The sequence below is a fragment of the Rhizobium metallidurans genome, assembly GCF_014196505.1.
In the GTDB taxonomy this organism is placed as follows: Bacteria; Pseudomonadota; Alphaproteobacteria; order Rhizobiales; family Rhizobiaceae; genus Rhizobium; species Rhizobium metallidurans.
In genome coordinates this window covers 816018-839335 of record NZ_JACIDW010000001.1, presented here as the reverse complement: position 1 = coordinate 839335, position 23318 = coordinate 816018, and the positions used below count along the sequence as shown (strand labels likewise).

The 23318-nt window shown below is 62.8% G+C and carries 20 protein-coding genes; 4 read left to right on the top strand and 16 right to left on the bottom strand.

What is annotated here, in order from left to right; translation table 11 throughout:
* Positions 1-14 precede the first annotated feature (14 nt).
* The 6 genes from GGQ67_RS03680 to GGQ67_RS03655 form a co-directional block, all read right to left on the bottom strand.
* The gene (locus tag GGQ67_RS03680; protein ID WP_183898795.1) at positions 15-779 is read right to left on the bottom strand and encodes an anti-sigma factor family protein; all 765 of its coding nucleotides are present in this window, start codon (positions 777-779) and stop codon (positions 15-17) included.
* A complete protein-coding gene (locus tag GGQ67_RS03675) occupies positions 766-1305 on the bottom strand; it encodes a sigma-70 family RNA polymerase sigma factor (protein WP_047505082.1) in 540 nt (179 codons plus the stop codon). The genes GGQ67_RS03680 and GGQ67_RS03675 overlap by 14 nt, the downstream gene beginning before the upstream one ends.
* A 162-nt stretch (positions 1306-1467) precedes the next feature.
* Positions 1468-1863, bottom strand: a complete 396-nt coding sequence (cueR, locus tag GGQ67_RS03670) for a Cu(I)-responsive transcriptional regulator (RefSeq protein WP_183898794.1) — start codon at positions 1861-1863, stop codon at positions 1468-1470.
* 10 nt (positions 1864-1873) lie between these two features.
* Positions 1874-4366, bottom strand: coding sequence for a heavy metal translocating P-type ATPase (locus GGQ67_RS03665; RefSeq protein WP_183898793.1), 2493 nt, complete (start codon positions 4364-4366; stop codon positions 1874-1876).
* 105 nt (positions 4367-4471) lie between these two features.
* A complete protein-coding gene (gene pbpC, locus GGQ67_RS03660; protein ID WP_183898792.1) occupies positions 4472-6562 on the bottom strand; it encodes a penicillin-binding protein 1C in 2091 nt (696 codons plus the stop codon).
* Positions 6559-12033, bottom strand: coding sequence for an alpha-2-macroglobulin family protein (locus GGQ67_RS03655; RefSeq protein ID WP_183898791.1), 5475 nt, complete (start codon positions 12031-12033; stop codon positions 6559-6561). Before GGQ67_RS03655 ends, pbpC begins: the two co-directional genes overlap by 4 nt.
* A 292-nt stretch (positions 12034-12325) precedes the next feature.
* Here GGQ67_RS03655 and GGQ67_RS03650 point away from each other — a divergent pair, with 292 nt between their 5' ends.
* Positions 12326-12733 carry a response regulator gene (locus tag GGQ67_RS03650; RefSeq protein ID WP_183898790.1) on the top strand — a complete coding sequence of 136 codons (408 nt, stop codon included), beginning with the start codon at positions 12326-12328 and terminating at the stop codon, positions 12731-12733.
* Positions 12734-12815: 82 nt separating this feature from the next.
* Here the strand turns inward: GGQ67_RS03650 and GGQ67_RS03645 are convergent, their stop codons facing one another.
* The 8 genes from GGQ67_RS03645 to GGQ67_RS03610 all read right to left on the bottom strand — a co-directional run bounded on the left by GGQ67_RS03645 (position 12816) and on the right by GGQ67_RS03610 (position 18847).
* The gene (locus GGQ67_RS03645) at positions 12816-13418 is read right to left on the bottom strand and encodes a HupE/UreJ family protein (RefSeq protein WP_246400084.1); all 603 of its coding nucleotides are present in this window, start codon (positions 13416-13418) and stop codon (positions 12816-12818) included.
* Between the two features lie 122 nt (positions 13419-13540).
* On the bottom strand, positions 13541-14419 hold the full coding sequence (gene copD, locus GGQ67_RS03640) for a copper homeostasis membrane protein CopD (RefSeq protein WP_183898788.1): 879 nt from the start codon (positions 14417-14419) through the stop codon (positions 13541-13543).
* The gene (gene copC / locus GGQ67_RS03635) at positions 14416-14784 is read right to left on the bottom strand and encodes a copper homeostasis periplasmic binding protein CopC (RefSeq protein WP_183898787.1); all 369 of its coding nucleotides are present in this window, start codon (positions 14782-14784) and stop codon (positions 14416-14418) included. Before copC ends, copD begins: the two co-directional genes overlap by 4 nt.
* Before the next feature lie 56 nt (positions 14785-14840).
* On the bottom strand, positions 14841-15344 hold the full coding sequence (locus GGQ67_RS03630) for a copper chaperone PCu(A)C (RefSeq protein ID WP_183898786.1): 504 nt from the start codon (positions 15342-15344) through the stop codon (positions 14841-14843).
* Positions 15345-15487: 143 nt separating this feature from the next.
* Complete coding sequence (locus tag GGQ67_RS03625) at positions 15488-15892, bottom strand: hypothetical protein (protein WP_183898785.1); 405 nt, start codon at positions 15890-15892, stop codon at positions 15488-15490.
* Between the two features lie 454 nt (positions 15893-16346).
* Positions 16347-17660, bottom strand: coding sequence for a polysaccharide biosynthesis/export family protein (locus GGQ67_RS03620; protein ID WP_183898784.1), 1314 nt, complete (start codon positions 17658-17660; stop codon positions 16347-16349).
* Positions 17661-18034: 374 nt separating this feature from the next.
* The gene (locus GGQ67_RS03615; RefSeq protein WP_183898783.1) at positions 18035-18472 is read right to left on the bottom strand and encodes a DUF1810 domain-containing protein; all 438 of its coding nucleotides are present in this window, start codon (positions 18470-18472) and stop codon (positions 18035-18037) included.
* Between the two features lie 102 nt (positions 18473-18574).
* Positions 18575-18847 carry a hypothetical protein gene (locus GGQ67_RS03610; RefSeq protein ID WP_183898782.1) on the bottom strand — a complete coding sequence of 91 codons (273 nt, stop codon included), beginning with the start codon at positions 18845-18847 and terminating at the stop codon, positions 18575-18577.
* A 224-nt stretch (positions 18848-19071) separates the two neighbouring features.
* Here GGQ67_RS03610 and GGQ67_RS03605 point away from each other — a divergent pair, with 224 nt between their 5' ends.
* Genes GGQ67_RS03605 through GGQ67_RS03595 form a run of 3 tightly spaced genes read left to right on the top strand, consistent with a single transcriptional unit; the run spans position 19072 to position 22175 of the window.
* Positions 19072-20445: an amidase gene (locus GGQ67_RS03605; protein WP_183898781.1), complete on the top strand. Its 1374-nt coding sequence runs from the start codon at positions 19072-19074 to the stop codon at positions 20443-20445.
* Positions 20446-20497: 52 nt separating this feature from the next.
* Positions 20498-21358: a sugar phosphate isomerase/epimerase family protein gene (locus GGQ67_RS03600; RefSeq protein WP_210279506.1), complete on the top strand. Its 861-nt coding sequence runs from the start codon at positions 20498-20500 to the stop codon at positions 21356-21358.
* 19 nt (positions 21359-21377) lie between these two features.
* Positions 21378-22175: an HpcH/HpaI aldolase family protein gene (locus GGQ67_RS03595; RefSeq protein WP_183898780.1), complete on the top strand. Its 798-nt coding sequence runs from the start codon at positions 21378-21380 to the stop codon at positions 22173-22175.
* A gap of 1 nt (position 22176) precedes the next feature.
* On the opposite strand, the gene GGQ67_RS03590 is transcribed toward GGQ67_RS03595, so the two are convergent.
* Together GGQ67_RS03590 and GGQ67_RS03585 are read right to left on the bottom strand one after the other, a co-directional pair.
* Positions 22177-22851, bottom strand: a complete 675-nt coding sequence (locus tag GGQ67_RS03590; protein WP_183898779.1) for a spermidine synthase — start codon at positions 22849-22851, stop codon at positions 22177-22179.
* A 92-nt stretch (positions 22852-22943) separates the two neighbouring features.
* Positions 22944-23231 (bottom strand): hypothetical protein, encoded by a 288-nt coding sequence (locus GGQ67_RS03585; protein WP_183898778.1) that lies wholly within the window; start codon positions 23229-23231, stop codon positions 22944-22946.
* Positions 23232-23318: the final 87 nt, after the last annotated feature.

The window sequence follows — 23318 nt, the reverse complement described above, 5'->3', positions numbered from 1 at the left end:
TCTCCTCGGTTTAACTAGTAAAGGGTACGGGCAAGCCTGTCGGCTGCCTGATCCAGTGTGATTGAGCGATCCGCCGTCACCAGTGCGTAAGCCACGTCACCGATCTGCCAGTAGGAGGCTTCGGCGCCGTTCAGCCCGATATGGTTGACCGACTGAACGGAGAAGACGCCCGGCCGAACGGCAAACAACGAAAGCTGCTTGTTGTCGGCCACGATCGACATTTCGACGCTCGGGCCGAACTCGGACGGGAATATCTGCACGTCCGAAATCGTCCAGTCAGAAGGAAGCTGCGGCATGACGATGCCGGTCGCCGCACGAATTTCATCCGGCTTGTAGCTTTCGCTCCGCGGTGACGAGACGGCCTGGCGCACCAATGTCGTCTTGTAGGCCTGGACGGCATCCTCGACATAGGCGGGAGCCGGGACGGACGCGGCGACCTCGGTCGCGGTAAACGCGCCGAACGAGGTATGAGCGACCCAGCCTGCCCCCACCAAGACGGCGACAGCGGCAACCCGCTGCATGACATGGAATATCCGGCCATAGGCGAGCCCGCGCTCGAGGCGGCGCGCGACATCGCGCGTTTCAGCACGGCCGGAGGCGCCTTCGTCGGCGAGCGCAAGGCGCAATTCGCCGCGCATACTCAGATCCGCCATGACCTTCGCGGCCGTTTCCGGATTCTCGGAAAGGTATGATTCCACCTGGATTCGACGGGTCACATCGAGTTCGCCATCGATATAGGCGTCGAGATCGGCGGCGATAATGGGATCAACTACTTTCATTGCCGCCTCCTTCGATCAATCTCAAATGTGGTGCACGCGGTGTCGCTTCCTCGATTTCGCGCAACTGGGCACGGGCGCGTGAGATGCGAGACATCAGCGTACCGATCGGAACGCCGAGCGCTGCAGCAGCTTCCTGGTAGGAGAGGTCTTCGATCGCCACGAGATGAAGCGCCTCGCGCTGCTCTTCCGGCAGACGGAAGAAAGCATTGCGCACCTGCTGCAGACGCACGGCATGTTCCTGCGCGGCTGGCAAGGACTGCTCGGCCTCCACGGCGGCCTCATCGTGCCGTCGTGTCAGCGATCGCCCCTGGCGGACGCGGTCGATGTGAGCGTTATGCACGATAGAGAGCAACCACGTACGCAAGTTACCGCCGCTGCGGAAGCTCTGCTTCTTCTCGTATGCCCGGACCAAGGCATCGTGGACCAGATCTTCGGCGTCATCCGAATTGCGCACCAGCGAGCGCGCATAGCGTCGAAGCGCTGCGAGCTGACCGATAACATCGAATGGGCGTTCTTTCCGTTCCATGATTGAGTATACGGAGCCACGCGTTGTTTTATTCCCCGGGGGTTGCGATTTTTTCTGCTTTTTCGTCATCCAGCAAACGACACGGCAGAACGCACGGAGAATATCACATGGAAATCATGACTTTAAGCATTGCTCGGAGATGCCGCCCATGCGCGCAAATCGTCAGGCATGCTGCTCGTCCGACAATTCCTCGAGAATGGGACAGTCCGGCCGGTCATTGCCGTGACAGGCGTGGACCAGGTGCTCAAGCGTGTGCCGGAGTTCGCTGAGCTCGCGGATCTTGCGGTCGATCTCGGTGAGCTTGGCTTGGGTCAACTCCTTCACATCGGCGCTGGCCCGGCTCTTGTCCTCATAGAGCGCCAGCAGCTGCCGGCACTCCTCCACCGAGAACCCGAGGCCGCGCGACTTCTGCAGGAAACGTAGCTTGTGAACGTCGGCTACCGCGTAGTCGCGGTAGCCGTTGTTATTTCTATCGGGGCGGATGAGGCCGATATCCTCGTAGTACCGGATGGTCTTCGACGGTAGGCCGGAGCGTGCCGATGCTTCACCGATATTCATGGCGAACCTCCTAGAGCTTGGCGGCGCGCAGCCGCAGCGCGTTGCCGATGACCGAAACGGACGACAGGCTCATCGCCGCCGCCGCGATCATCGGCGACAACAGCAGGCCGAAGACAGGATAGAGTACGCCTGCGGCCAGGGGAACGCCGAGCGCGTTGTAGCCGAAGGCGAAGCCGAGGTTCTGGCGAATATTGCGCATTGTCGCCTCCGCCAGACGCCGTGCCCTGACAATCCCATTGAGATCACCCTTGACCAGGGTGATGCCAGCGCTTTCCATCGCGACATCCGCTCCGGTGCCCATGGCGATGCCCACATCGGCCGCGGCCAGCGCCGGCGCATCATTGATACCGTCACCGGCCATGGCGACCACCGCCCCCCTGGCATGCAGTTCATCGATCAACGCCTTCTTGCCTTCGGGCAGTATATCGGCGCGCACATCGTCGATCCCGAGGCTCTTGGCGACCGAGCGTGCCGTGCGCTCGTTATCGCCAGTCGCCATGATGATCTTCAAGCCGCTCGCATGCAGTGCCTTGATCGCGGCGGCCGTTGTCGGCTTGATGCGATCGGCGACAGCCACAAGCCCGGCGAGCCGCTGATCGACGACGACGAACATCACCGTCTTGCCCTTGTCCCGCAGCGATTGCAGCTGCGCGTCATGGGCGGCCACGTCGATGCCGAGATCGGCCATCATCGCCGCGTTGCCAAGCGCCACGGCCGTCCCGCCGACATTGCCGCGCACGCCTTTGCCCGTGGCCGCATCGAAGCCCGTGATATCGAGCAGGGCGATCCCGCGCTCTTGCGCTCCCGCCACGATAGCCGCCGCCAGCGGATGCTCCGATCCGCGCTCGAGGCTGGCGGCAAGCCGCAGGAGATCGTCTTCGACTACATCACCGAGCGCCACGACATCAGTCAGCCGAGGCTTGCCTTCGGTCAGTGTGCCCGTCTTATCGACGATCAGCGTATCGACCTTCGAAAAGCGCTCCAGCGCTTCCGCATCCTTGATCAGCACGCCTTCGTGGGCGCCGCGACCGGTGGCAATCATGATCGACATCGGCGTGGCAAGTCCCAGCGCGCAAGGGCAGGCGATGATCATGACGGAGACGGCGGCGAGCAGCGCATAGACCATGCGCGGTTCGGGGCCGACGAGAGACCAGATCGCGAAGGCTGCAATCGCGACGGCCACGACCGCTGGCACGAAGAACGCCGATACGCGATCGACGGCACCCTGGATCGGAGCGCGCGAGCGCTGCGCCGTGGCAACCATGTCAACGATCCGCGACAGCGTGGTCTCCGAACCGACCTTTTCGGCCGTCATCACCAGAGTGCCGTTCTTGTTGATGGTGCCGCCCGTCAGGGCATCACCCACAGCCTTTTCGACGGGCATGGGTTCGCCCGTCAGCATGGATTCGTCGATCGTCGACTGCCCCTCGCTGACCGTGCCATCGACCGGAATTCGCTCGCCCGGCCGCACACGCAAGTGATCGCCAACCACGATATCGTCGACCGGCACATCGGCCTCGACACCATCGCTGCCGATGCGCCGCGCGGTCTTCGGCGCGAGGTCGAGCAATGCCCGAATGGCCGAGCCGGTCCGCTCGCGCGCCTTCAGCTCGAGAACCTGCCCGACGAAAACGAGGGCGACGATCACGGCCGCCGCCTCGAAATAGACGGGCACGGCGCCGCCATGCCCACGGAACGTATGCGGGAAGATGCCCGGCGCCAGCGTGGCGACAAGGCTGTAGATATAAGCCGTTCCAACGCCGAGGCCGATCAGCGTCCACATGTTGGGGCTGCGGTTTACGACGGACGCCCAGGCACGGCGGAAGAACGGCAGCGCGGCCCAGAGCACCACCGGCGTGGCAAGAGCGAGTTCGGCCCAAGTGGCGAGCGGTTCGCCGAGCCAATCGCGCACAGGCAAGCCGATCATCGGCCCCATCGCGATGACAAGCAGCGGCGCCGAGAGAATGCCGCTGATCCAGAGGCGGCGGGTGAAATCGACCAACTCCGGGTTCGGCCCCTCATCAACGGGCGGAATGCCCATCGGCTCCAGCGCCATGCCGCATTTGGGGCAATCGCCGGGATGATCGCTGATCACCTCTGGATGCATCGGGCAGGTATATTGCGTACCCTTCGGAGCAGGTTTCGGCTGCGGCTTGCTGCCATCGCGATAATTCGCCGGCGCAGCCTCGAATTTCGCCTTGCAGCCGGCCGAGCAGAAATAGTGCCTCTCGCCTTCATGTCGCAGGAAGTGCTTGGCCGTTGCGCGGTCGACGCTCATGCCGCAGACCGGGTCCTTTGCGGTCAGATAGTCCTGCGGCGCAGCCTCGAATTTGGCTCGGCAGCCCTCGCAGCAGAAGAAATAGCGCCGCCCCTCATGCTCGGCCGACGGCTTGCCGGCCGCGGGGTCAACCGTCATGCCGCAGACGGGGTCTCGAACCGCGCCGTCGTTTCCCGCATGATGGTGGTCGCCGTGACCGTGGTGATGGGCGTGGGTGCTTTCCATGGCTATCTCCTGTGCCTGACAAGGCAGTGGAGATGGTTATCAACCTTCCAGCAACTGGAAGGTCAAGCGTAAAATGCAAGTTTCTTGACGACGGTCAAAACCGCTTCAATCAATGAAAACGCCGACGCTTGCCGCGCGTCCCATCGCATCGATGACCGTCAGCTTCGAATAGCCGCCGCCATCAGGCGTCCACTGGTTGGTGCGGCGGCGGGAGATATCCGGCAGGGGCTTGCCGTTGGCAAGCCACCGGAAGGGCGCCCGGCCACCCTGCAGCTTCAGCATCAGCGGCGACAGGTCTCCGCCCTTTACCAAACCCTTGGCCCCCAGATCGACATGCGCGCCCTCCGGCGGATAGACGATCTGCGGCGCCGGCTCGCGGCCGGATGTGGCAAGCAATCCACTGGGATTGACGGCGAAGCGGCGCTGGCTGATCGGCAGCTGAGCCTGCGCGATGCGCACGGCGCCCGACGGCGGGCGCGGCAGCGGCGTCGTCGCGAGACCCGACTTGGCGAAGCCCTCGAACAGGATCGGCGCGGCCGTGCCATAGCCGGTCAGCCCGGGCGAGGCGCCGTTGTCGGGACGGCCGACCCAGACGCCGAGGACATAACGGCCGTCATAGCCCACCGACCAAGCGTCGCGGTATCCATAGCTCGTGCCCGTCTTGTAGGCGATGCCGCGCTGCGGCGCACCGGCGGGCGGAATGACGCCCGAGAGGATGTCGGCGACATTCCACACCGCGACCGGCTCCAGCAGCGCCTCGCCTTCGATCTCTCCCGGCTGGCCAGATATGCCATCGCCAATCCGAACCGCCTGACCTCGGTTGGCGAGCGCCGTGTAGAGCTGCACCAGATCCTTGAGCGTGAGGCCGACGCCACCAAGCCCGATCGCAAGGCCCGGCGTTTCGTTGACCGGCAAGAGCGGGCGCACCTCGGCGCGACGGAAGCGGATGAGGAGCTTGGCCGGGTTGACGGCATCGAGCAGCTTGACCGCGGGAACGTTGAGCGAGAGTTGCAGCGCATCGCGCACCGTCACGTCTCCCTGGTAGCTCATGTCGAAGTTGCGCGGCCGGTAGCCGAAGAAGTCGGCCGGCCGATCCTCGATGATGGTCTCCTGGCTGACCAGCCCTTCTTCAAAGGCAAGACCGTAGATGAACGGCTTGAGCGTGGAGCCCGGCGAACGCGGAACGCGCGTCATGTCGATCCAGCCGGATCGGCTCGCGTCGAAATAATCGGCGGAGCCGACTTCGCCGACGATATCGCCGGTCTGCGCATCCGCCATCACCATCGCCAGCGACAATTTGGGGCCAAGCTTCAATGTGGCCGCCTTGGCGACGGTCTCCAATCCCTCCTGGACCCGCTTCTTCAGCGTGGTCCGGTACGGCGAAGCGTCCGGGGCTTTGCGCAACGCCGCTTCGCCGACATGGGCCGCGAGCGCGGGAAGCTGCATGCGTTTCGCCGGCACAAGCGTTGCCTCGGCACGTTCGGCCTCCCCTTCCCCGATGGCATCGACAACAGCGACGCGCTCCAGAACGCGCTTGCGCGCCGCCTCGGCCGCCTCAAGGTTGCGGTCGGGGCGGCGTTTTTCGGGAAGCTGCGGCAATGCTACAAGGAGTGCCGCCTGCGCCACCGTCAGCCGCTTCGGCTCCTTGCCGAAATAGGCAAGGCTCGCGGCCCTGACACCCTCCAGATTGCCGCCATAGGGCGCATGGGTCAGGTAAAGATCGAGGATTTCATCCTTGGACAGACGGCGCTCGATCTGCAGCGCACGCGCCACCTGCAACAGCTTGGCCGACAGCGAACGCCCCTGGCGAGGCTCGATCAGCCGGGCGACCTGCATCGACAGGGTGGACCCACCGGAAACGATGCGGCCGTTGGCGGCAAGCTGGAAGGCTGCGCGGCCGATCGCGCGCGGGTCGATGCCGCCGTGTTCGTAGAAGCGCCGATCCTCATAGGCGACCAGCATGCGCAGGAACTGCGGATCGACATCGCCAACATCAGTCTTCAGACGCCAGCGCCCCTCGGGCGTGGCGAAGGCGCGAAGAAGCTGTCCGTCGGCATCCAGCACCTCGGCGGAGAAACCCATCTTGTCCAGCGGCGGCGGAAATGCCTTGTCCGCCGCATCGAGACCGATCAACCCAGCGCCGGCAAGTGCCATGCCGGCGACAACGCCGATCGCGATTTTCCGTCCCACTCTCATGGCTGTGCCGCCACGACCTCCATCTTGCCGGTTGCCGTCCGGGCCGAAAACTGCGGCCGGTACATGTCCTCGACATTTGCCGCCGGGTGATCGTAGACGCCTGGCGTCACGGCGCGCACGACGTAAGCGACATTGACCTCCCTGTTGTCATCGGCGCTGCGGTTGAAGGCAGCGACGAAGCGATCGTTGCGGAATTCAGTGTGAGCGGGCGTGACATCGCCGATCCAGTCGAAATTGGTCAGCTGGGCGCTGTCGACAAGGCTCGGATTGTCGATCTGGAAGCCGGCCGGCAGCAGATCGGTGATGACGATGCGCGACGGCCACTTGTTGCTCTCGGTGACCCGCAGCACGACGACGTATCGCTCGTTCTGCTTTGCCTCCGAGACATTCGCTTCCTCGCCATCCAGCGTGTAATAGCTACGTTCGATGGCAAAGCCATCACCACCCGCGGGCAGCGGCGTCACCGGTGCGGCAACGGTCGTTACCACGGCCGAGACGGCGTCGCTCGTCTGGTTGGTCAGCGTCAGCGGATAGTCCGCCAGCGCCTCACCGGTCATCCGCGCCATGTAGGCTCCGTTACGCAGCGCCCCGTTGACGTCGATCTTCAGCGTATCGTCGCCGCCCTGAATGGCGCGGGCGGCCAGCAGCATCCAGGCCTGTTCCTGCGTGCTGGTATACTTTTTGCGTTCCCATTCCTTGGCGACGGCCTTCGCCAGTTCCGGCACGATCGGAGGCACCGGCCGGCTTTCGGCGGCGAGCGCGAGGATGGCTGCGCCGTCTCGGAGCACCGAGCCGTAGTCGGTGCGTGACAAGTTGACCTTCGTGACCATCGACTGAGCCGACATCTGCAGCGCATCGACGAAGATGTTCTTCGACCGCGTCGCATCACCGTAGAGTGCCAGCGCGGCCGCGATGTGGGCCTTGGCGAGCGGTGTCGGGAAATCGTTGATCATCGTGTCGGCGTAGTAACGCAGATCGCTGACCGCGGCCTTCTTGTTGCGCGCGAGCACATAGAGCGCATAGGCGATCTGATCGCCCTGGTCCTTGACGTTGACGTCATAGCTCAAGGCGTTCTGCAGGTTCTCGAGTGCCTGCGCCAGCGCACGATCCGGCACGTCGTATTTCTGCTCGCGGGCCCGCGTCAGGAAATCGGTGACGTAGGAATCAAGCCAGAGATCGCCGCTATCCGGCCCCCAAAGGCCGAAACTGCCGGCTGATGCCTGGTAGGAAAGAACGCGATAGATGGCATCCTGCACGCGCTTCTTGATATCGGCATCGCCATCGAGACCGGCCTGCTCGGCAAGCTCGCTCAGATAGAGCAGCGGCAGGGCCCGGCTGGTCGTCTGTTCGGCGCAGCCGAAGGGATAGCGATCGAGCGACATCAGCAATGCCGGAATGTCGAAGGCCGCGGAGCGCGTGACATTGACGCTGACGGATGCGCCCGGAAGAACGCTATCGGCCAAGAGCGCCTTGTCGATCGTCAGCTTCGCTCCCGGCTTCAGCGCCAGCACGCGACGCTCGGTGACCGGCAACACGGCCGGTCGGACGGGGACATCAAGGCTCTGGTCGAGCGATAGCCCCGCCGCATTCGAGATGTTGACCGAAACGACACCGTTGCCCGGCTGCAGACCGGTCACGGCAAGCGTCACCGCCTGCTTCGCGCCGGCGCCAAGCCGGATCGTTTGCGTGGCCTGCGCGATACCGACAGCGTCATTGCCTGTGACCGCAAGCTTGTAGTCACCTGCGGGCGCATCGGTATTGGCGATATCGAGACGTAGCTCGGACTTGTCCCCCGGCGCCAGGAAGCGCGGCAGGCTGGCCGTAACGACGACAGGATCGCGAATGATCACGTCTTGCACGGCATGGCCGACACCGGACTTGGACCAGGCGACCGCCATCAGGCGTGCCGTGCCGTTGAATTGGGGAATATCGAAACTGACCTGCGCCTTGCCCTCGGCGTCCAGTTTCAGTGGGCCGGAGAAGAAGGCGACGAGCTTCTGCGTCGGAGGGCTTGCCTGCAGCGCGATCGCGCCGCCATCGCCGCCGGTGCGCAGCTTGCCGGTGGCACCGAGCGAGCCGTCGATCAGGCGGCCATAAAGGTCGCGGATTTCGAGGCCGAGCTGGCGCTGGCCAAAATACCAGTCCTCCGGGTTCGGCGGCTCGTAGCGCGTCAGGTTGAGAATGCCGACATCGACGGCGGCAACGGTGACATAGGCCTCCTCGTTGGCGCCCGCGCCCGCAACGGCGAGCGTGATCGGCAGCGGGCCGCGCGGCAGCATTTTCTCAGGTGCCTCGATCTTGACCTGCAGGGCCCGATCCTCGGGGTCGACCTTCAGCCATTTCACGCCGATCGCACGCATCGGCATGTGGCTGTCCTGGGCATCGCCCGGGCGGAACAGCGTCGCAGTCACATAGGCGCCGGCGCCCCAGTCGGCGGTGACGGGAATTTCGACCTCGCCGCCCTTCTCGCCGATCGCCGCATTCTGCACCGCGACCAGCGTCTCGGTGCCGGCGGCGATCATCAGTTCGCCGGCATAACGCGAGGAAACCTTCAGCTTCGCGGTCTCGCCGACCTTGTAGCTATCCTTGTCGAGCGCGATCTCCAGGCCATCGGGCGTTTCCGTGGACGTTGCCTGCACGAACCAGCCGGCGTCGAATTCCACGCTTGACGTCGGCCCATCCGCGTCCGTGCTCTCGACCTCGAGGCGATAACGGCCCCATTGCACGGGCGAGGCGATCTTGGCGCCGTCGATGCCGGCATCGACATTGCCGTTGCCCACCTGCTCGGTGGTGTAGACCGGCTCGTACTTCCAGGCCGTTCCGTCCCTATACCACTGGTAATCGCGGTTTAGCTTGACCAGCTTCCAGCGCAGCCCCTTCATCTCCTCCTTCACGCCGTCGGCATTAACGCCGATGACGGTAAAGTTGGCGATCGAGTTCTCACCGAGATCGCCGGAGAACTCCGGCTTGATGCCGATCATCGGCCCCTGATTTTTCACCGGCAGCACGAGCGAACGCTCGATCGCGCGCCCTCCGGCTTCCTGCATTCGGATGTAGACGGTCGCGTTCAGAAGCTGCGTCGTCGCCGGCAGCTCTCCGACCGTCAGATCAGTGACGCCTTCGCCTTTTTCATCCAGATCAGGCAGTCCCTCGATCGACTGGCGCGAATCCTCGCTCGCCTCTTCGTCTGCGAGGCCGAAGAAGTAGCCGGGAAACGCTTCGGCCTGACGCGTCGGCTTGATGACGACATCGCCTTCAAGCGTCAGCCCGGCAGCGGGTGCTCCGTACAGATACTTGCCCGAAATATTGATCGTCGCCGGCGCGTCCGGTCCGATCATCTTCGCCTCGGTCTTCAGCTCCATGTCGGTCCGATCCGGCACGAAATCGTCGACCAGGAAGCTCTTGCTCGCGATCGGCGACCCCTTCGGATCGGTATGGATGTTCATCGTCCAGGTGCCGCGCATGGCATTGTCCTGAACGGCGAAATCCACATTGTAGCCGCCGAGATTGCTGGTCTGGCTGACGATGCGTCGGTCTTCCACGCCGTCAGGACGCAGGAAAACGAAGGTCAGCGGCAGGTTTTCGATCGCCTTGCCATCCGTATCACGTGCCAGCGCCGATGCGCGAACGGTTTCGCCGACGCGGTAGATGCCGCGCTCGGTGAAGGTGAGCACATCGATCGCGCCGGGCGATGCGCGGCCGGTGACGCCGCGGTCGGACAGGTCGAAACCGGCGCGTGTCATGTCGAGAAAGACGTAATCCGACGCGCCGTTCTTCGCCGTGATGACGGCAGGTGTCAGCGCCGATGTCCCTCGGATCAGGCCGGCGGTGAATGTCGCCCGGCCGTTGTCGTCAGTCGTGGCTGTGCCGAGCACCTCATTGTTCTTGGCGAGAAGCTGCAGCTCGACACCGGCCATCGGCTTGGCGGTCGCGAGCGAGCGGGCGAAGACGTTGAGGCCATCGGTCCCGGCATAGGTCGTCACCCCGATATCGGAGACCACGAACCACTGCGTCGCCTGCGAATTCCACTCTTGGTCCGGCCCAGTGGGGGACGTCGCCGTCAGCACGTAAACGCCGGGCTTGCGCTCCGGCAGCGCCTCGTCGACAGGGAAGCTGGTGACGACATCCTTGTTCAGATCATTGGCGATATCGATCGCCCCTTGCCAGACAAGTTCACCGCTCTCGTCCTCGATCCGCTGGGCACTGTAGCCATCGAGCTGGGTGAGGAACTGCGAGCTGGTCAGCAACGGCGCGATACCACGATCGCCGATGCGGTAGAGCTTGAGATTGGCCGAGGCCATGTTTACGGAAACGATCGGAATGCCACGGCGCGCCGTCGACGGCAGCACGAAGCTATCACCAGTGAAGCGGACACTCGCGGTGCGGTCCTTGACATAGATGTCGAGGCTGACGGGCGCCTCGAGGACTTCGTCGACAGAAGAGGGAAGGCCCGTGCGGAAAGAGATCTTGTAGTTCTCGCCGTGCGTCAGGCCCTCGATGCAGATCTGCTTGTCCTTGGTTTCAAGCGCCTTCGGCGCGGCGCCGTTCAGCGTCACGAAGGGGGTATAGTCGGTGGTCTTGACCAGCGATTCCGAGAAGGTCACGCAAGCGCGCGGGGTCGCGCTGTCGGCATCGACCGTGTGGTCCGTGATACGGAAGCCCCGCGTCGATTTCAGCTGCAGGAAGGCGGCCTGGACTTCTTTTGAATTCACCAGTGCCAGGCTTGCCTTATAGGCATTCAGCGCGGCCCGGTAGTTCGAATTGTTCTCCAGCGCGACGGCAAGAACCGCAAGCGCATCGGCGCGGCTGGTCGTCGTTCGCGTCAGGTCGTAGCCATTGATGGCGGCCAGCACTGCCTGGGGATAGATGTTGCTGCCATTGTTGTCGTCGCTCTTGACGAAGCTGCCGCCCGCCCGCGCCGTCTCCAGCCACAGGTCGGCATTATCGGGCGTGAGTGCCAGCGCACCGCGGAAGGACTTCAAGGCATCGACGACATTGTTGGCCGTGAGGTCGATGCGCGCGTTGGCGATCAGGCTGTCGGCCGATTGGCCCTGCTGGTCTTCGGCGACCTCGAGATTGGCCTTGTCGTCGCGCGCCTGTTGCAACACGTCGCCCGAAAGGAAGCCGATGCGCGGCGCGGCCCCGAGGTCCGGCTCCTGGCTGCCGGCCGTCTCGACGATCTTCCCGGCGATGGCACCCGGAAAGGCATTCATCGTCTTGAAGTCGGACTTGAGGAAGCACCAGCTGACCTTGGGGTTATAGGTGAAGGCCTTGCACGACTTGTCGCCGATGCACGATGCCTTACACTGGTCGAGCGTGACGTTCTGCTCGCTGCGCAGATCGAAGCCGAAATAATCGGCATCGCGCACGGTTTGTATCTCGCGCTTGCTGTCGGCGGAAAAGGCGGGTGAACCGGCGAGAGCGGTCGAAAGAACAATGGTAGCGGCTGTCAAGAACGCGCGTGCGAACATAGGTTCCCCCCAAGATGCTGGCGCCTGATTTGGCCGCAACTCTCCTCACTCGCATCATCGTTGTCAACTCGGATGGAGCGTCGCCCGACAGTAAATCTCAATCATGTAACGGTGACATCAAGGCCGGCCTCCAATCGCCGGACTCACGCGCGCCAGGAAAAGGAGAAATTAGCTTTTTATTAATACTAACAATATCTTAACTGAAAATAAAATTGTCCCGCGCCGGAACATATCTCTTGCCGAACCGTTTTCCGTCCGAGTTCTGGTGAAAATGAGTAACAGGGGGCCAAGTATGGGCACCGGCGTTGAGTACAGTTCACAGACTGAAAATACCACCAAGCAGCGTGTCCTGATCGTCGAGGACGAACTCTTCATAGCGCTTGATCTCGAGGAAACAGTGAAAGCGATGGGCTTTGACGTCGCCGGCTTGGCGAATAGCCGCGATCAGGCTCTGCAACTGGCGAGGGACGCTGACATCGCCTTCGTGGACGTCAACCTTTCGGACGGACCGACCGGCCCGGAAATCGGCCGTCGGCTGGTGGAGGAGTTCGGGGTGACGGTGGTGTTCATGACCGGCAATCCCGAGGCGGTGGCGGACAAGCTCAACGGCGCGCTCGGTGTCGTCACAAAGCCGGCGATGCCCTCGGCCGTGCAGCGAACGCTCAGAAAGGCATCGGAAGTGCGCCGCGGCTTGAACTGAAAACGCGACACGATCGGACCACAGCGGATGAGGAGCCGACAACGGCACCTCATCCCCGCATATGCGAAAAGCGCATACGAAATCAGATAAGACCGGTCATCAGGCCAATTCCAGCCAGCGCCGCGGCGCTGCCAGCGGAGCGGGTTACGACAACGCCCTTGGTATCGCCGGCGCGTGCAATCCCATACCCCATCGCAAGGCCGACGACATGCAATGCCGCCGTCGCGATCAGGAACCCGGCGGCGTAAGCCATGCCTGCCGCGGCAGCCGGCATTTCGGAACCATGCGCATGTCCATGGAAAACCGCGAACAGACCGACCAGGCCGACAGCAACGGCAACAGGTGCACGAACACCGAGCGCGACAATGACGCCGAGAACGATGACCGACAGGCCGATTCCCGCTTCGACGAAGGGGAGCGCGATGCCCATCATGCCTAGCGCTCCGCCCACGCCCATGACGGCGACGAAGGTGGCGGGCACCATCCACACAGCACGACCGCCGAGTTGCCAGGCAACGACGCCGACCATGACCATCGCAAGGATATGGTCAAGCCCGGACAGAGGGTGGCTCAAGCCAGCCGCGAAGCCGACCGCTTGGCCGGTGCCCGTATGGGCGAACGCCAGCGATGGCGAAAGCAGGAGCGCGGCAAGCGCGGTGTTGAATTTGATGCGCTTTGAAAACATGGCAGTCCCCATTGTCATATGCATTGTGGTGCCGAAAATGGCATGGGGACTCAGGGCTTTAAAGCGGAAAAGCGACCACCACCGTCATTTGACGTAGATGGATTGCCTGGCGTTTTCCACGCTCAACGTGGCTGCAACGTGCCGAACCAGGCGACGAGGGCGATAACCGCCAGCCCGAGAACGATCTCGGCGACGACGCAGACCTTTAGCGGAAGAACGGAGTGGTGTCGGGCGAACCTCGGGACGAAGACATAGCGGTTGACGACTGCAATCCCCGCCATCGCTACCACCAGCACTATCTTGACGGTCAGCAGACGCTGATAGCTGAACGACCAATCCGACGGCAGACCGCCAAGGATGAGCAGCGTGTTTGCGATTCCCGAAAGCAGAACAAGCGTGACGGCGACGTGTCCCGCTGTCGAGAATCGCATGAGGGCCATACGCGCATCGGCCCGCGGCGCTCCGCGCCCAAGCATCGGCAGGATCAGCAATACCGGCACGAGCGCCCCCAGCCACGCCCCGGCCGACAGGAGGTGGACTCCACTGTTGACGCGGTGCACCAGCCGGAGCCAGCCACTATTCATCGCCGCGTGGCCACTCAGCGTCAGGCTGAGCAGCAAGAGCGCGGCGCAGACGGCCCGTCCCCTTTGCCGATAGGCCGACGGAAGAAAGGCCGTTGCGCCAAGCAGGAGCGCGCCGCCGGCCTGGACTATCCAGGCGTTTCCGACGTCGGTCTGCGTCATTACCGCCCAGATCATCTCAGGCGTGAACAGATCGGACCAACCGTCGCCGATGATCGCCGTGCGCAACGGCAGGATCGCCGCGGTGCTGGTGACCGCGATTGCGATCGCGGTCATGTTCAACCACGACAGCCTGTCGCCGACCGCGCGACCCAGATCGGGCGAAACCAGCGCACCGAGATAGGCCGCGCTCCCCCAGATCAGGATGACGGCGGCATCGAAGAGAAGGCGGCAAAGAATGAGGGCAGTGTCGGGCGTCACGGCTTGACCGTGAAGCCATAGCTGCCCTTCGTCTTATGACCATCCGTCGACAGCACGCGCCACTCGACGACATATCCGCCGGCATCGAGGGTCTCGGGAAGAGGCACCGTGAGCGTCTTTCCACCGTCCGACAGCTTGGCGTCGCCGGTCGAAATCCGCTTGCCGTCCGTTCCGGCAATCGTCGCGCCGGAAAAGCGGATGTTGAGTTCCTCGGAAAAGTTCAGCGCCACCGCGGCGGGAGACGCTTGTACGATGGACTTGTCGGCGGGAACGCTCGACGTCAGGTGCGCATGGGCACTGGCCTGCCCGGCAGCACTTATCATGACGATGAAGGATGCCGTGAGCAGCTTGCTCGTTTTAAACATGGGATTGCTCATTGAATTGATCTTCCGACTGTTGACGACCGTATGATCTCGGCCAGCTATTGCGGCATGGGCATATCGCCCATTCCGGACTGGCTGTCCGTTTTCGCGGCGCCGGCAGCGCCAACCGCGAATTCGACATCAACCTGACCGGCTTTTTCGAAGGTCAGCGTCGCCTTGATCGTTTCTCCCCGCTTGAAAGGCTCGCCAACGTTCTTGAACATGACATGGTAGCCGCCCGGCTTCAGCTCGACCGTCTGCCCCGCCGGAATAGCAAGGCCGCCCGCGACCGGCCGCATGGTCATGACTCCGTTGTCGACGCTCATTCGGTGGAGTTCCGAAGATCCGGCACGTGCCGAGTTGATGCCGACGAGCTTGTCGTCAGCCGTGGCCTTATTGGTAATGCTGAGATAGCCCCCGCCGACTTTTGCGCCAGGGACCATGGGGCGGGCGTAGGGACCGGTGATCTCTATGTCGCCCGGGGTGACAGTTTGGGCGCCCGCGGACGCTCCGAAAAAGAGTGCAAGAAAGAAAGCCGTCAGAACGAGTGTAAACTTCTTCATAATGATAGTTCCTGCCAGAGCGACCGCTGTTCGCCGGACACGCGCATGACGTATATGTCATGTAACGCCGGCTGCGGTCGGATGTGTGGGACATATGGATGACTTCGCTGGATCACCGGTTCGAAGGTGATCCACGCGGCAGATCAAACGCGACCGGCATTCAACGGCGGCCCCCTGGGGCCGCCAGCGGGCGACAAGGGCCCGCTTCCGTCAGCCTCGGTGCCGCTGCGCGGGCCGAGACTGGTCGGGATCGCAACGCTGCGCAATGCGATGGAAATCGGAGCGGGCAACACGACAGACGTGCTGATCCGGCAGGCCTCGCAGCCATGCGAATCGACTTTGCTCTGGTGATCCCCCGTTTGCGCTTTGCCGACCGTACAGATGACTGGCGCCGTTCCATCAGGCAGAACATATTCGGACAATTCAACGGAGATGAACGCGCCATTGGCAAAGGCCGGTGCCTGGTGCGCGAAGCCCAGGAAGACCAGCGCAACGGCGCAGCTGATACGCACCAGCCATCGAACTATGCCTGCCTCCGCCGCCTTCACCTGAACCTCCCCGCTCACTTGCATCGTCTTTACGCAAAATGGCGGAAAATCTCAATGCGACAGATTGAGCAGCGCCCGACCGTGAGCGGCTTGTGCCATCGTCTTGGCGAAGCCGCCGCACGCAACCCGATCAGGACAGCAGCACTTCTGGCGGTAGCAGCTCGGCCGGGGACTTGAGTGAGTAGAGCCCAGTAGCGACGGTACCGGCGCACCTCGACGTTGCCGGCCCGAGTGGAAGGCCCATGGCCTTGTCGAGAATAATCGAGAAGCCGATGTGAACATCCGAGATCAACCGATCGGAACCGTGGACTTCACGATCAGAGTTTAGCCTTGCCGCCCGGTCGAACTCGCGTCGATGGCCATCAAGGCACGCTGACCTGCAACTCGTGGCGTCCGGAAAAGCGCGAACGCCGATGTGAAGCACGCCGCCGGTTGTCGCGCGGCATCGCGACGCTCATCGGCTGGCCTGATCAGCACCTGAGACCATCGAAACCTGATCGACCGGTTTCAAGGCCCTCAGGGAAGGTTGTGTTACCTTGACGACGTCGCCTGGCAATAGTGCCGTCGACTCCGATGCCGATATTTCGTTTGCCGTGCCGTTTTCCCTGCGCACGATGGCGAACGTCAAGGCTGGCTTTTCCGCCTGGTTCGCGGATCCGCCGAGAGACGCGAGGCCATCCAACACGAGTTTCTGGCTCGTTTCGCGCTTGACCTTCAATTGCAGAAGCGTCGCTCTTTCAGACTGAAGGTCCGAAGCGACCTCCGTCTTCCTCTCGTCGTAGAGCGCCTGCAGATCCCGCGTCGTCTGGCTGATGCTCTGCCGGGCGCGCATGACCGCCGTGCCGATGTCCAGCCGGGCGTCTTGATAGCTTCTCAGCGTTCGCTCGACCTCGCCCTGCCGCGTCGCCACCACGGCGCCCTTGGCAACGAGCATCGCAGTGCTGTCGACCTGCTGCTGTATGGATTTGATGTTGGCATCCATGCTCGCTGTCTTCTGGTCGAGACCGCGAATTTCCCCGTTGAGCAGTTCCTTCAACTCACCAAGCGACTTCGCCTTGCGGTCGATGGCATTCGCTCTCGCGTCGAATATCACCTGTTCCTGGTTGTAGATTGCCGCCGCGAACGGGTCGGACTTGTCAGCCTGCGTTAGCAGATCGGCCGTCTTCGCCCCGGTCATCTCAACTTCCAGCCGGGCGATCCTTGCATTGCTGCGCGTAATGGAATCGTCCAGCTCCTTGAGCGCGCCAACCAGTCTCGTGACCTCGCCGGCACCGTTCAGCGTCGAAGCATTCCGGAACTCGCCGCCACCCAGCGCCAGTGCCTGCAACACGGTCAACCCCTGGCTGAACCTGTACTCTCCCGGCTTGGACACGTCCCCGACGACATATACCGGCGGGTAATCGATTATCTGTACGGTTGTTGCGGGCGCTTCGACCAGCCCGATCTTTTCCTTGAGACGTCTGGCAATCTCCGCAGCCAAGCCGCTATCGTCGAGATCTCCGACAGCAACACTGCCCAGCACCGGAACGGATACCGTGCCAGTGTCGGAAATCGTGAAGTCACCGCCGATCGATCCCCATTGTTCATAGACGCCTTTGGTCGGCATCCACTGTACAACGGTCAGCCTGATCTTGGTGTACGGCGGAAGGGGAGCACTGACGGCGGCCCCGGCGAACATCGCCGTTCCCAGCGCAATCAGGGTCAGAAACCCGCCCAGCCGAGCCGGCTGACCGCGCCCCATCGAAAAACGCATGCGTTGCATGAACATGCTCGCTCATTCCTCACCGTAACCCGGAAACGCTCAAAATACTGCCGGCGCCCACCGAGTAATTCCTCGTTTCGCACTTGGAAAATCGGGGCTTCATTGAATTCCGCCCATTTATTATTCATTATATCGAGGCCAGAGATCAATATCCCCTGCCATACCAAAATAGACTAGTCGCCCTCATCCTCCCGGCGATTGAGCAAGCCACAAGACAACACCAGCGCGACGCCGAATTTATACACAAAGCAACACTTACATATAAAACTATATTCGCCATCGAATGCGCCTCGATGTCGTGCCGAACCCATGCAAGTTCAGTGCGGAAAGCTACGGTTGCTGGCGGGATCGAGCTGCATGCAAATCCGGCGTTGGCTGAACTAGCGGCCGCCGTCGAGCAATTCAATTGTGCGATGGTCAAACACACCGCCGTAGAAACGGTCGATCACCCGGTGGAAGGGCGATCCGTGATCGCTGACCGCGGCAAAGAGCGTCATCGACGACCGCAGCTTGTGATCGTCGGGAGAGCCGAAGACATCGTGTGCGGATTTCCCATTTATGGACAAGACGGCGTCGACGCAGCGCAACAGGCGAGCGCCAAGAATGGCGTTTGCGAGATAGGCCGTTGCTTCGCCGGCCGAGCGGATGGCATATTTCTCCGCCATTGGCGACGTGCCGAGGCCGGCCATCTGCGGAAAGACGAACCACATCCAGTGCGAGCGTTTGCGGCCGCTCGTGAGCTCCGCAAGCGCTTTGTCATAGACACCGTTCTGAGCGTCGATGAAGCGATCGAGATCGTAGTCGATATCATCGGACATGATGCCCTCCCCCGACTAGAACTATGTCGCTCCCGGCATTTCTCCAGCTTACAAAGAAAGCCGTCAGCAGGACTTGTCGGGATAGGGGCTATGCTCCCGGCATTAGTCCAGCGCCGGCCCGGAATCCGAGATCGCTCCGACAGGAGAGAGATCGACAGCCGATGCCGTCGAGGTGTTCATGTGCGCGACATATCCCGCCGCGCCGAGAACCAGCAAAGCCGCAACGATGATAAACCGCTCCGACACCGATGGCCGGCTGGCCGCCTTGATATGTTCCACGTATTCGCGTTCGCCCATCCCGTTCAACTCTTCGTCCGTTGCATGATGATGGACCGTGTCGCCGCGAGGGGCGCTCCAGCTGTCGACATCTGTCATTGTCTTGCTCCTGAAATCCGCGCGACGATGCCTACAACATCCCTCGACCCGTAGCGTCTTTCGCGCTTTCGTTATGTGTGGTGCTCGCCTCCAGGCTGAAAGGCCGGATACGGAAACTCAGTATTCATAAAATCGAACCAATCGGTTTGATCCGACTTTAAGGGCTTGGCTCTTCGACGGAATTCGGCTTAGTTCGGGCATCCATCCAGACCACGGACACTCACATGACGAAATCATTTGGTGCGATGTCGATCGCGCAACTCTCCGTTCTCATCCAGAGCGGCGCCGCCGATCCGGTCAGCGTCACCGAAGCGGTACTCGATGGTATGGCGGCGCATTCCGACCAGTCGATATTCACCGAACTGCTCGCCGACCGCGCGCTTGCCGAGGCCAGGGCATCGTCGGCTCGCCTGAAGAGCGGTCGGTCGCGTGGGTTGCTCGAAGGCATTCCCGTTGCCTGGAAGGACCTGTTCGACATCAAGGGGCGCGCGACGACCGCCGGTTCCAAGGTCCTGCGTTCCGCTTCCGTGGCCGAGGACGACGCCGCTGTCGTGAGCGCGCTCGGCCAGGCCGGAATGATCGCCGTCGGGCGCACCAACATGAGCGAGTTCGCCTTCTCGGGCCTCGGCATCAATCCGCACTACGGTACGCCGCACAATCCACGCGGCAAGGATGAGCCGCGCATTCCGGGCGGCTCATCCTCCGGCGCGGGTGCCGCGGTTGCCGCAGGCTTGGTTCCGGTGGCGATCGGGACCGATACCGGCGGATCGATCCGCATCCCCGCCGCCTTCAATGGCATCGTCGGCTACAAGGCGACCCGCGGCCGCTATCCAATGGGCGGTGTCTTTCCATTGGCGAAAAGCCTGGATTCGCTCGGCCCCCTCTGCCGAACCGTTCAGGACGCGATCTGGATCGACGCGGCAATGCGAGGCCTCACCGCCGCGCCCGCCATTGCCCCCCGTTCGCTCCGTGGCCTGGATGTGGTCGTTCCCGACAATGTCGTGTTCGATGGCGCCGAGGCGGGCGTCGTTGCCGCCTTCGAGCAAAGCCTGGAGTGGCTGATCGCCGAGGGTGCGTCGGTCAGCCGCGTCACGATCCCGGCATTTGACGAGATCCTTGCGCTGATGGGCAAATACGGCAGCCTGGTTACCGCCGAAGCCTTCGCCCTGCATCGCGAGCGGCTCTCCGGACCGGAGGCCGATCAGATGGACCACCGCGTCGTGCAGCGCACCCGCCTCGGCCAGACGATCACCATGCCCGACTATATCGCCATTCTGGAGGCGCGAGAACGGCTGATCGCCGAGGTCAACCGGCTGGTCGGCGACAGCTTCATCGCCTATCCGTCCGTTGCCCATGTGGCGCCACCCATCGCCGCTCTCGAGGCAGACGACGATCTCTTCTTCGCGACCAACGGCAAGACGTTGCGCAACACCATGCTCGGCAACTTCCTCGACTGGTGCGGCGTTTCGACCCCCTGCGGGACCGGCGACGCGGATATGCCGGTCGGCCTGCTGCTTTCGGCAATCGCCGGCCGAGACGAGGCGCTGCTTGCCGCCAGCCTTTCGGTCGAAGCAATCATCGCGGGAGATTCCGTTTGAAATTCCAAGGCGTTGCTGCCTAGATACGGCGGGAATGAGGAGGAGGAATGGAATGATCGAGGATATCGAGAACGGACGGTTCGCCGTCTCTACGTGGTCGCTGCACCGGGCGCTGGGCGCGGTTTATCCCTATAGCCCCGATCCGGCCAAGAGCGCGGCGCCGCAGGAGCCTTACGGCCCCGGCAGCGTCGAGCTGATCGACGTTCCGCGCCAGCTTGCAGATCGCGGTATTCATCGACTGGAGATCTGCTCCTTCCATCTGCCGAGCCTCGACGCGGACTATCTGCGGCGGCTGCGCGCAGCACTCGATCAATCCGGCGTCATGCTTCAGACCTTGCTGGTCGAGGACGGCGACCCGAGCAACCCTGACACCGCCGAGCGCGACATCCGCTGGATCGCCGGCTGGATCGAGATCGCAGCCGCACTCGGCGCGCGCAACATGCGCGTGATCGCGGGAAAGCAGCAGCCGAGCGACGAGAACCTCGCCCGCGCCTCCGGACATCTGTCATGGTTGGCGGAGCGGGCAGAAGAGAGCGGTATCCGTGTCGTCACCGAAAACTGGTTCGATCTCCTGCCGTCGCCCAGAGAAATGAACTGGCTGCTTGACGATCTCAGCGGCAAGGTGGGCCTCAACGGCGATCTCGGCAACTGGTCGGCGCCGGAGAAATACGCCGGCCTTTCCGACATCATGCGCCGCGCCGAGATCTGCCACGCCAAGGCCAATTATATCGCAGCGGGCATGGACTCCGTCGACTATGGCAAGTGCCTGGACGCCTGCCGGCAGGCCGGATACGCCGGTCCCTACACGCTGATCTACGATTCCTCGTTCTTCGCCGACGAATGGGACGGCATCCTTCTGCAGAAGGCTTTTATCGAACAATTCCATCAAGATGAGCAGCGCGCCGCGGGCTGAGCTGCTAAAGGAGACTGGCATGCCTGGTTCAACTGCGATCAACGACTTTTCCACGCTTCTCAGGAGCGGCGAAAGCGGCGGTCTGATTTCCGCATGGATCGGCATACCCGATCCGCTCTTCGTCAATCATCTCTCGCAGGAAGCATTCGATGCCGTCGTGCTCGACATGCAGCACGGCGTCTGGGACATGGTGGCTGCCGCCAATGGCATTGGGCAGGGCAGGCTTGCCGGCAAGCCGGTTGTCGCTCGTATTCCCGTCGGTGACTTCTCGACCGCATCACGGCTGCTCGATGCCGGCGCCTCGGGTATTATCGCGCCGATGATCAATTCGGTCGCGGATGCGCATGCCATGGTCAAGGCGACCAAATACCCGCCGCTCGGCGAACGCAGCTGGGGACCGACGCTGGCGATGAACCACACCGGCCTCGCCGCCACGACCTACCTGGCGACAGCGAACATGGAGACCGTCGCGATCGCCATGATAGAAACGCGTGCGGCGCTCGAGGCCGCCGATGACATTCTCGGCGTTGAGGGCATCGACGGCATCTTCATCGGCCCATCGGACCTTTCCATCGCGCTTTCGAACGGCGCGCGGCTGGCGCCCGATACGGAGGAGATGGACGTTGTGCTGAAGCAGCTGCTCGAGCGGTGCCGCGCGCATGGCAAGTTCGCGTGCATCTTCGGCAGCAATGGCGAGCGCGCCGGACAATTGCTGAAGATGGGCTTTGATCTCGTTATCGCCGGCGCGGACACGCAGCAGCTTCGCGCAGGCGCCGCGAATGCCATCGCCACGGCCCGTAAGGGACAGGCAGGCTGATCTACTTCTTCTGTGCCAGCCAGATAACGTGGCGCGCGCCGCCACGTTTTCCGTTGGCGCGCGAATTGACGGCCTCGACCGCAAAGCCGCTGTCGCGCACGCGGCGCGTGAAGCCGGCATCGGGGCCGGACGACCAGACGGCGAGCACGCCGCCGGGGCGCAAAGCGTCGCGCGCGGCCTTCAACCCGCCGAAGTCGTAAAGCCCATCATTCGATTGGCGGGCCAGTCCATCCGGTCCGTTGTCGACATCAAGCAGGATGGCGTCGAATTTTGCCCGGCTCGAACGAATGAGTTCAGCCACATCTCCCTGGTGAATGCCGACGCGGGGATCGTCTAGGCATCCCTTGAACACTTCAGCCATTGGCCCCCTCGCCCAGCTGACGACGGCGGGCACGAGTTCGGCGACGACAACCGCAGCGTCCTTCGGCACGACGGCCAGCGCCGCGCGCAGCGTGAAGCCCATGCCGAGACCGCCGATCAGGATGCTCGGGCGCGGCCGACCTTTCAGCTTATCATAGGAGAGCGTCGCGAGTGCTTCCTCGGAACCAGACAAGCGGCTGTTCATCAGCTCGTTCGATCCGAGCATGATGGAGAATTCGCTGCCGCGCTGCTTCAGGCGCAATTCGCCGGCCTCGCCGGGAATGGGAGCGGAATCGAGCTGGATCCAGGGCAGCATGTCTTAGGCCTCGCGTTGAGCCGCCCCACTAGCACAAAAGATCGCGCCAGCGAAACGCAAACACGAGGCCCGGAGCCAGGCTCTCAGCCGGATCACTGTCCGTTGATGCAGGCCGGATTGGTCGACTTGCGGTTGGCCGCATTGCGCTGTTGGGGCGGACAGCGTGTCCACTGCGCCGGTGCCGAACTCGTGGTGCTTTCGGTCTCGAACGAATCGAGAGGGATGGAAAGACCGCTCGACTGTTCGTCCTTCGGACCTGTTCCAAGCGGCGCGGAGCCGTCGAACCGGCCACTGCTGTCCATGCCCATGTTCATCTGCGCGAACGCGCTGCCGGCAAGGCTCATGATGACGATCGAGGTAATTGCGAGAAGCTTGCGCATGCTGGAAACTCCTTCACGTTCAATACCATGAAGAAATAGCGCGCGGTCGGTCAGGTTCCAACCGCGTGCTAATACCTATTTCGCGCA

Bases quoted from the DNA above. Each gene is read 5' to 3' on its own strand.
- GGQ67_RS03680 (WP_183898795.1), bottom strand. From the start codon at position 779: ATGAAAGTAGTTGATCCCATTATCGCCGCCGATCTCGACGCCTATATC.
- GGQ67_RS03620 (WP_183898784.1), bottom strand. From the start codon at position 17,660: ATGTTCATGCAACGCATGCGTTTTTCGATGGGGCGCGGTCAGCCGGCT.
- copC (WP_183898787.1), bottom strand. From the start codon at position 14,784: ATGTTTAAAACGAGCAAGCTGCTCACGGCATCCTTCATCGTCATGATA.
- GGQ67_RS03595 (WP_183898780.1), top strand. From the start codon at position 21,378: ATGCCTGGTTCAACTGCGATCAACGACTTTTCCACGCTTCTCAGGAGC.
- GGQ67_RS03605 (WP_183898781.1), top strand. From the start codon at position 19,072: ATGACGAAATCATTTGGTGCGATGTCGATCGCGCAACTCTCCGTTCTC.
- cueR (WP_183898794.1), bottom strand. From the start codon at position 1,863: ATGAATATCGGTGAAGCATCGGCACGCTCCGGCCTACCGTCGAAGACC.
- GGQ67_RS03675 (WP_047505082.1), bottom strand. From the start codon at position 1,305: ATGGAACGGAAAGAACGCCCATTCGATGTTATCGGTCAGCTCGCAGCG.
- GGQ67_RS03645 (WP_246400084.1), bottom strand. From the start codon at position 13,418: ATGTTTTCAAAGCGCATCAAATTCAACACCGCGCTTGCCGCGCTCCTG.
- GGQ67_RS03590 (WP_183898779.1), bottom strand. From the start codon at position 22,851: ATGCTGCCCTGGATCCAGCTCGATTCCGCTCCCATTCCCGGCGAGGCC.
- GGQ67_RS03655 (WP_183898791.1), bottom strand. From the start codon at position 12,033: ATGTTCGCACGCGCGTTCTTGACAGCCGCTACCATTGTTCTTTCGACC.
- GGQ67_RS03585 (WP_183898778.1), bottom strand. From the start codon at position 23,231: ATGCGCAAGCTTCTCGCAATTACCTCGATCGTCATCATGAGCCTTGCC.
- GGQ67_RS03615 (WP_183898783.1), bottom strand. From the start codon at position 18,472: ATGTCCGATGATATCGACTACGATCTCGATCGCTTCATCGACGCTCAG.
- GGQ67_RS03600 (WP_210279506.1), top strand. From the start codon at position 20,498: ATGATCGAGGATATCGAGAACGGACGGTTCGCCGTCTCTACGTGGTCG.
- pbpC (WP_183898792.1), bottom strand. From the start codon at position 6,562: ATGAGAGTGGGACGGAAAATCGCGATCGGCGTTGTCGCCGGCATGGCA.
- GGQ67_RS03665 (WP_183898793.1), bottom strand. From the start codon at position 4,366: ATGGAAAGCACCCACGCCCATCACCACGGTCACGGCGACCACCATCAT.
- GGQ67_RS03650 (WP_183898790.1), top strand. From the start codon at position 12,326: ATGGGCACCGGCGTTGAGTACAGTTCACAGACTGAAAATACCACCAAG.
- GGQ67_RS03630 (WP_183898786.1), bottom strand. From the start codon at position 15,344: ATGAAGAAGTTTACACTCGTTCTGACGGCTTTCTTTCTTGCACTCTTT.
- GGQ67_RS03610 (WP_183898782.1), bottom strand. From the start codon at position 18,847: ATGACAGATGTCGACAGCTGGAGCGCCCCTCGCGGCGACACGGTCCAT.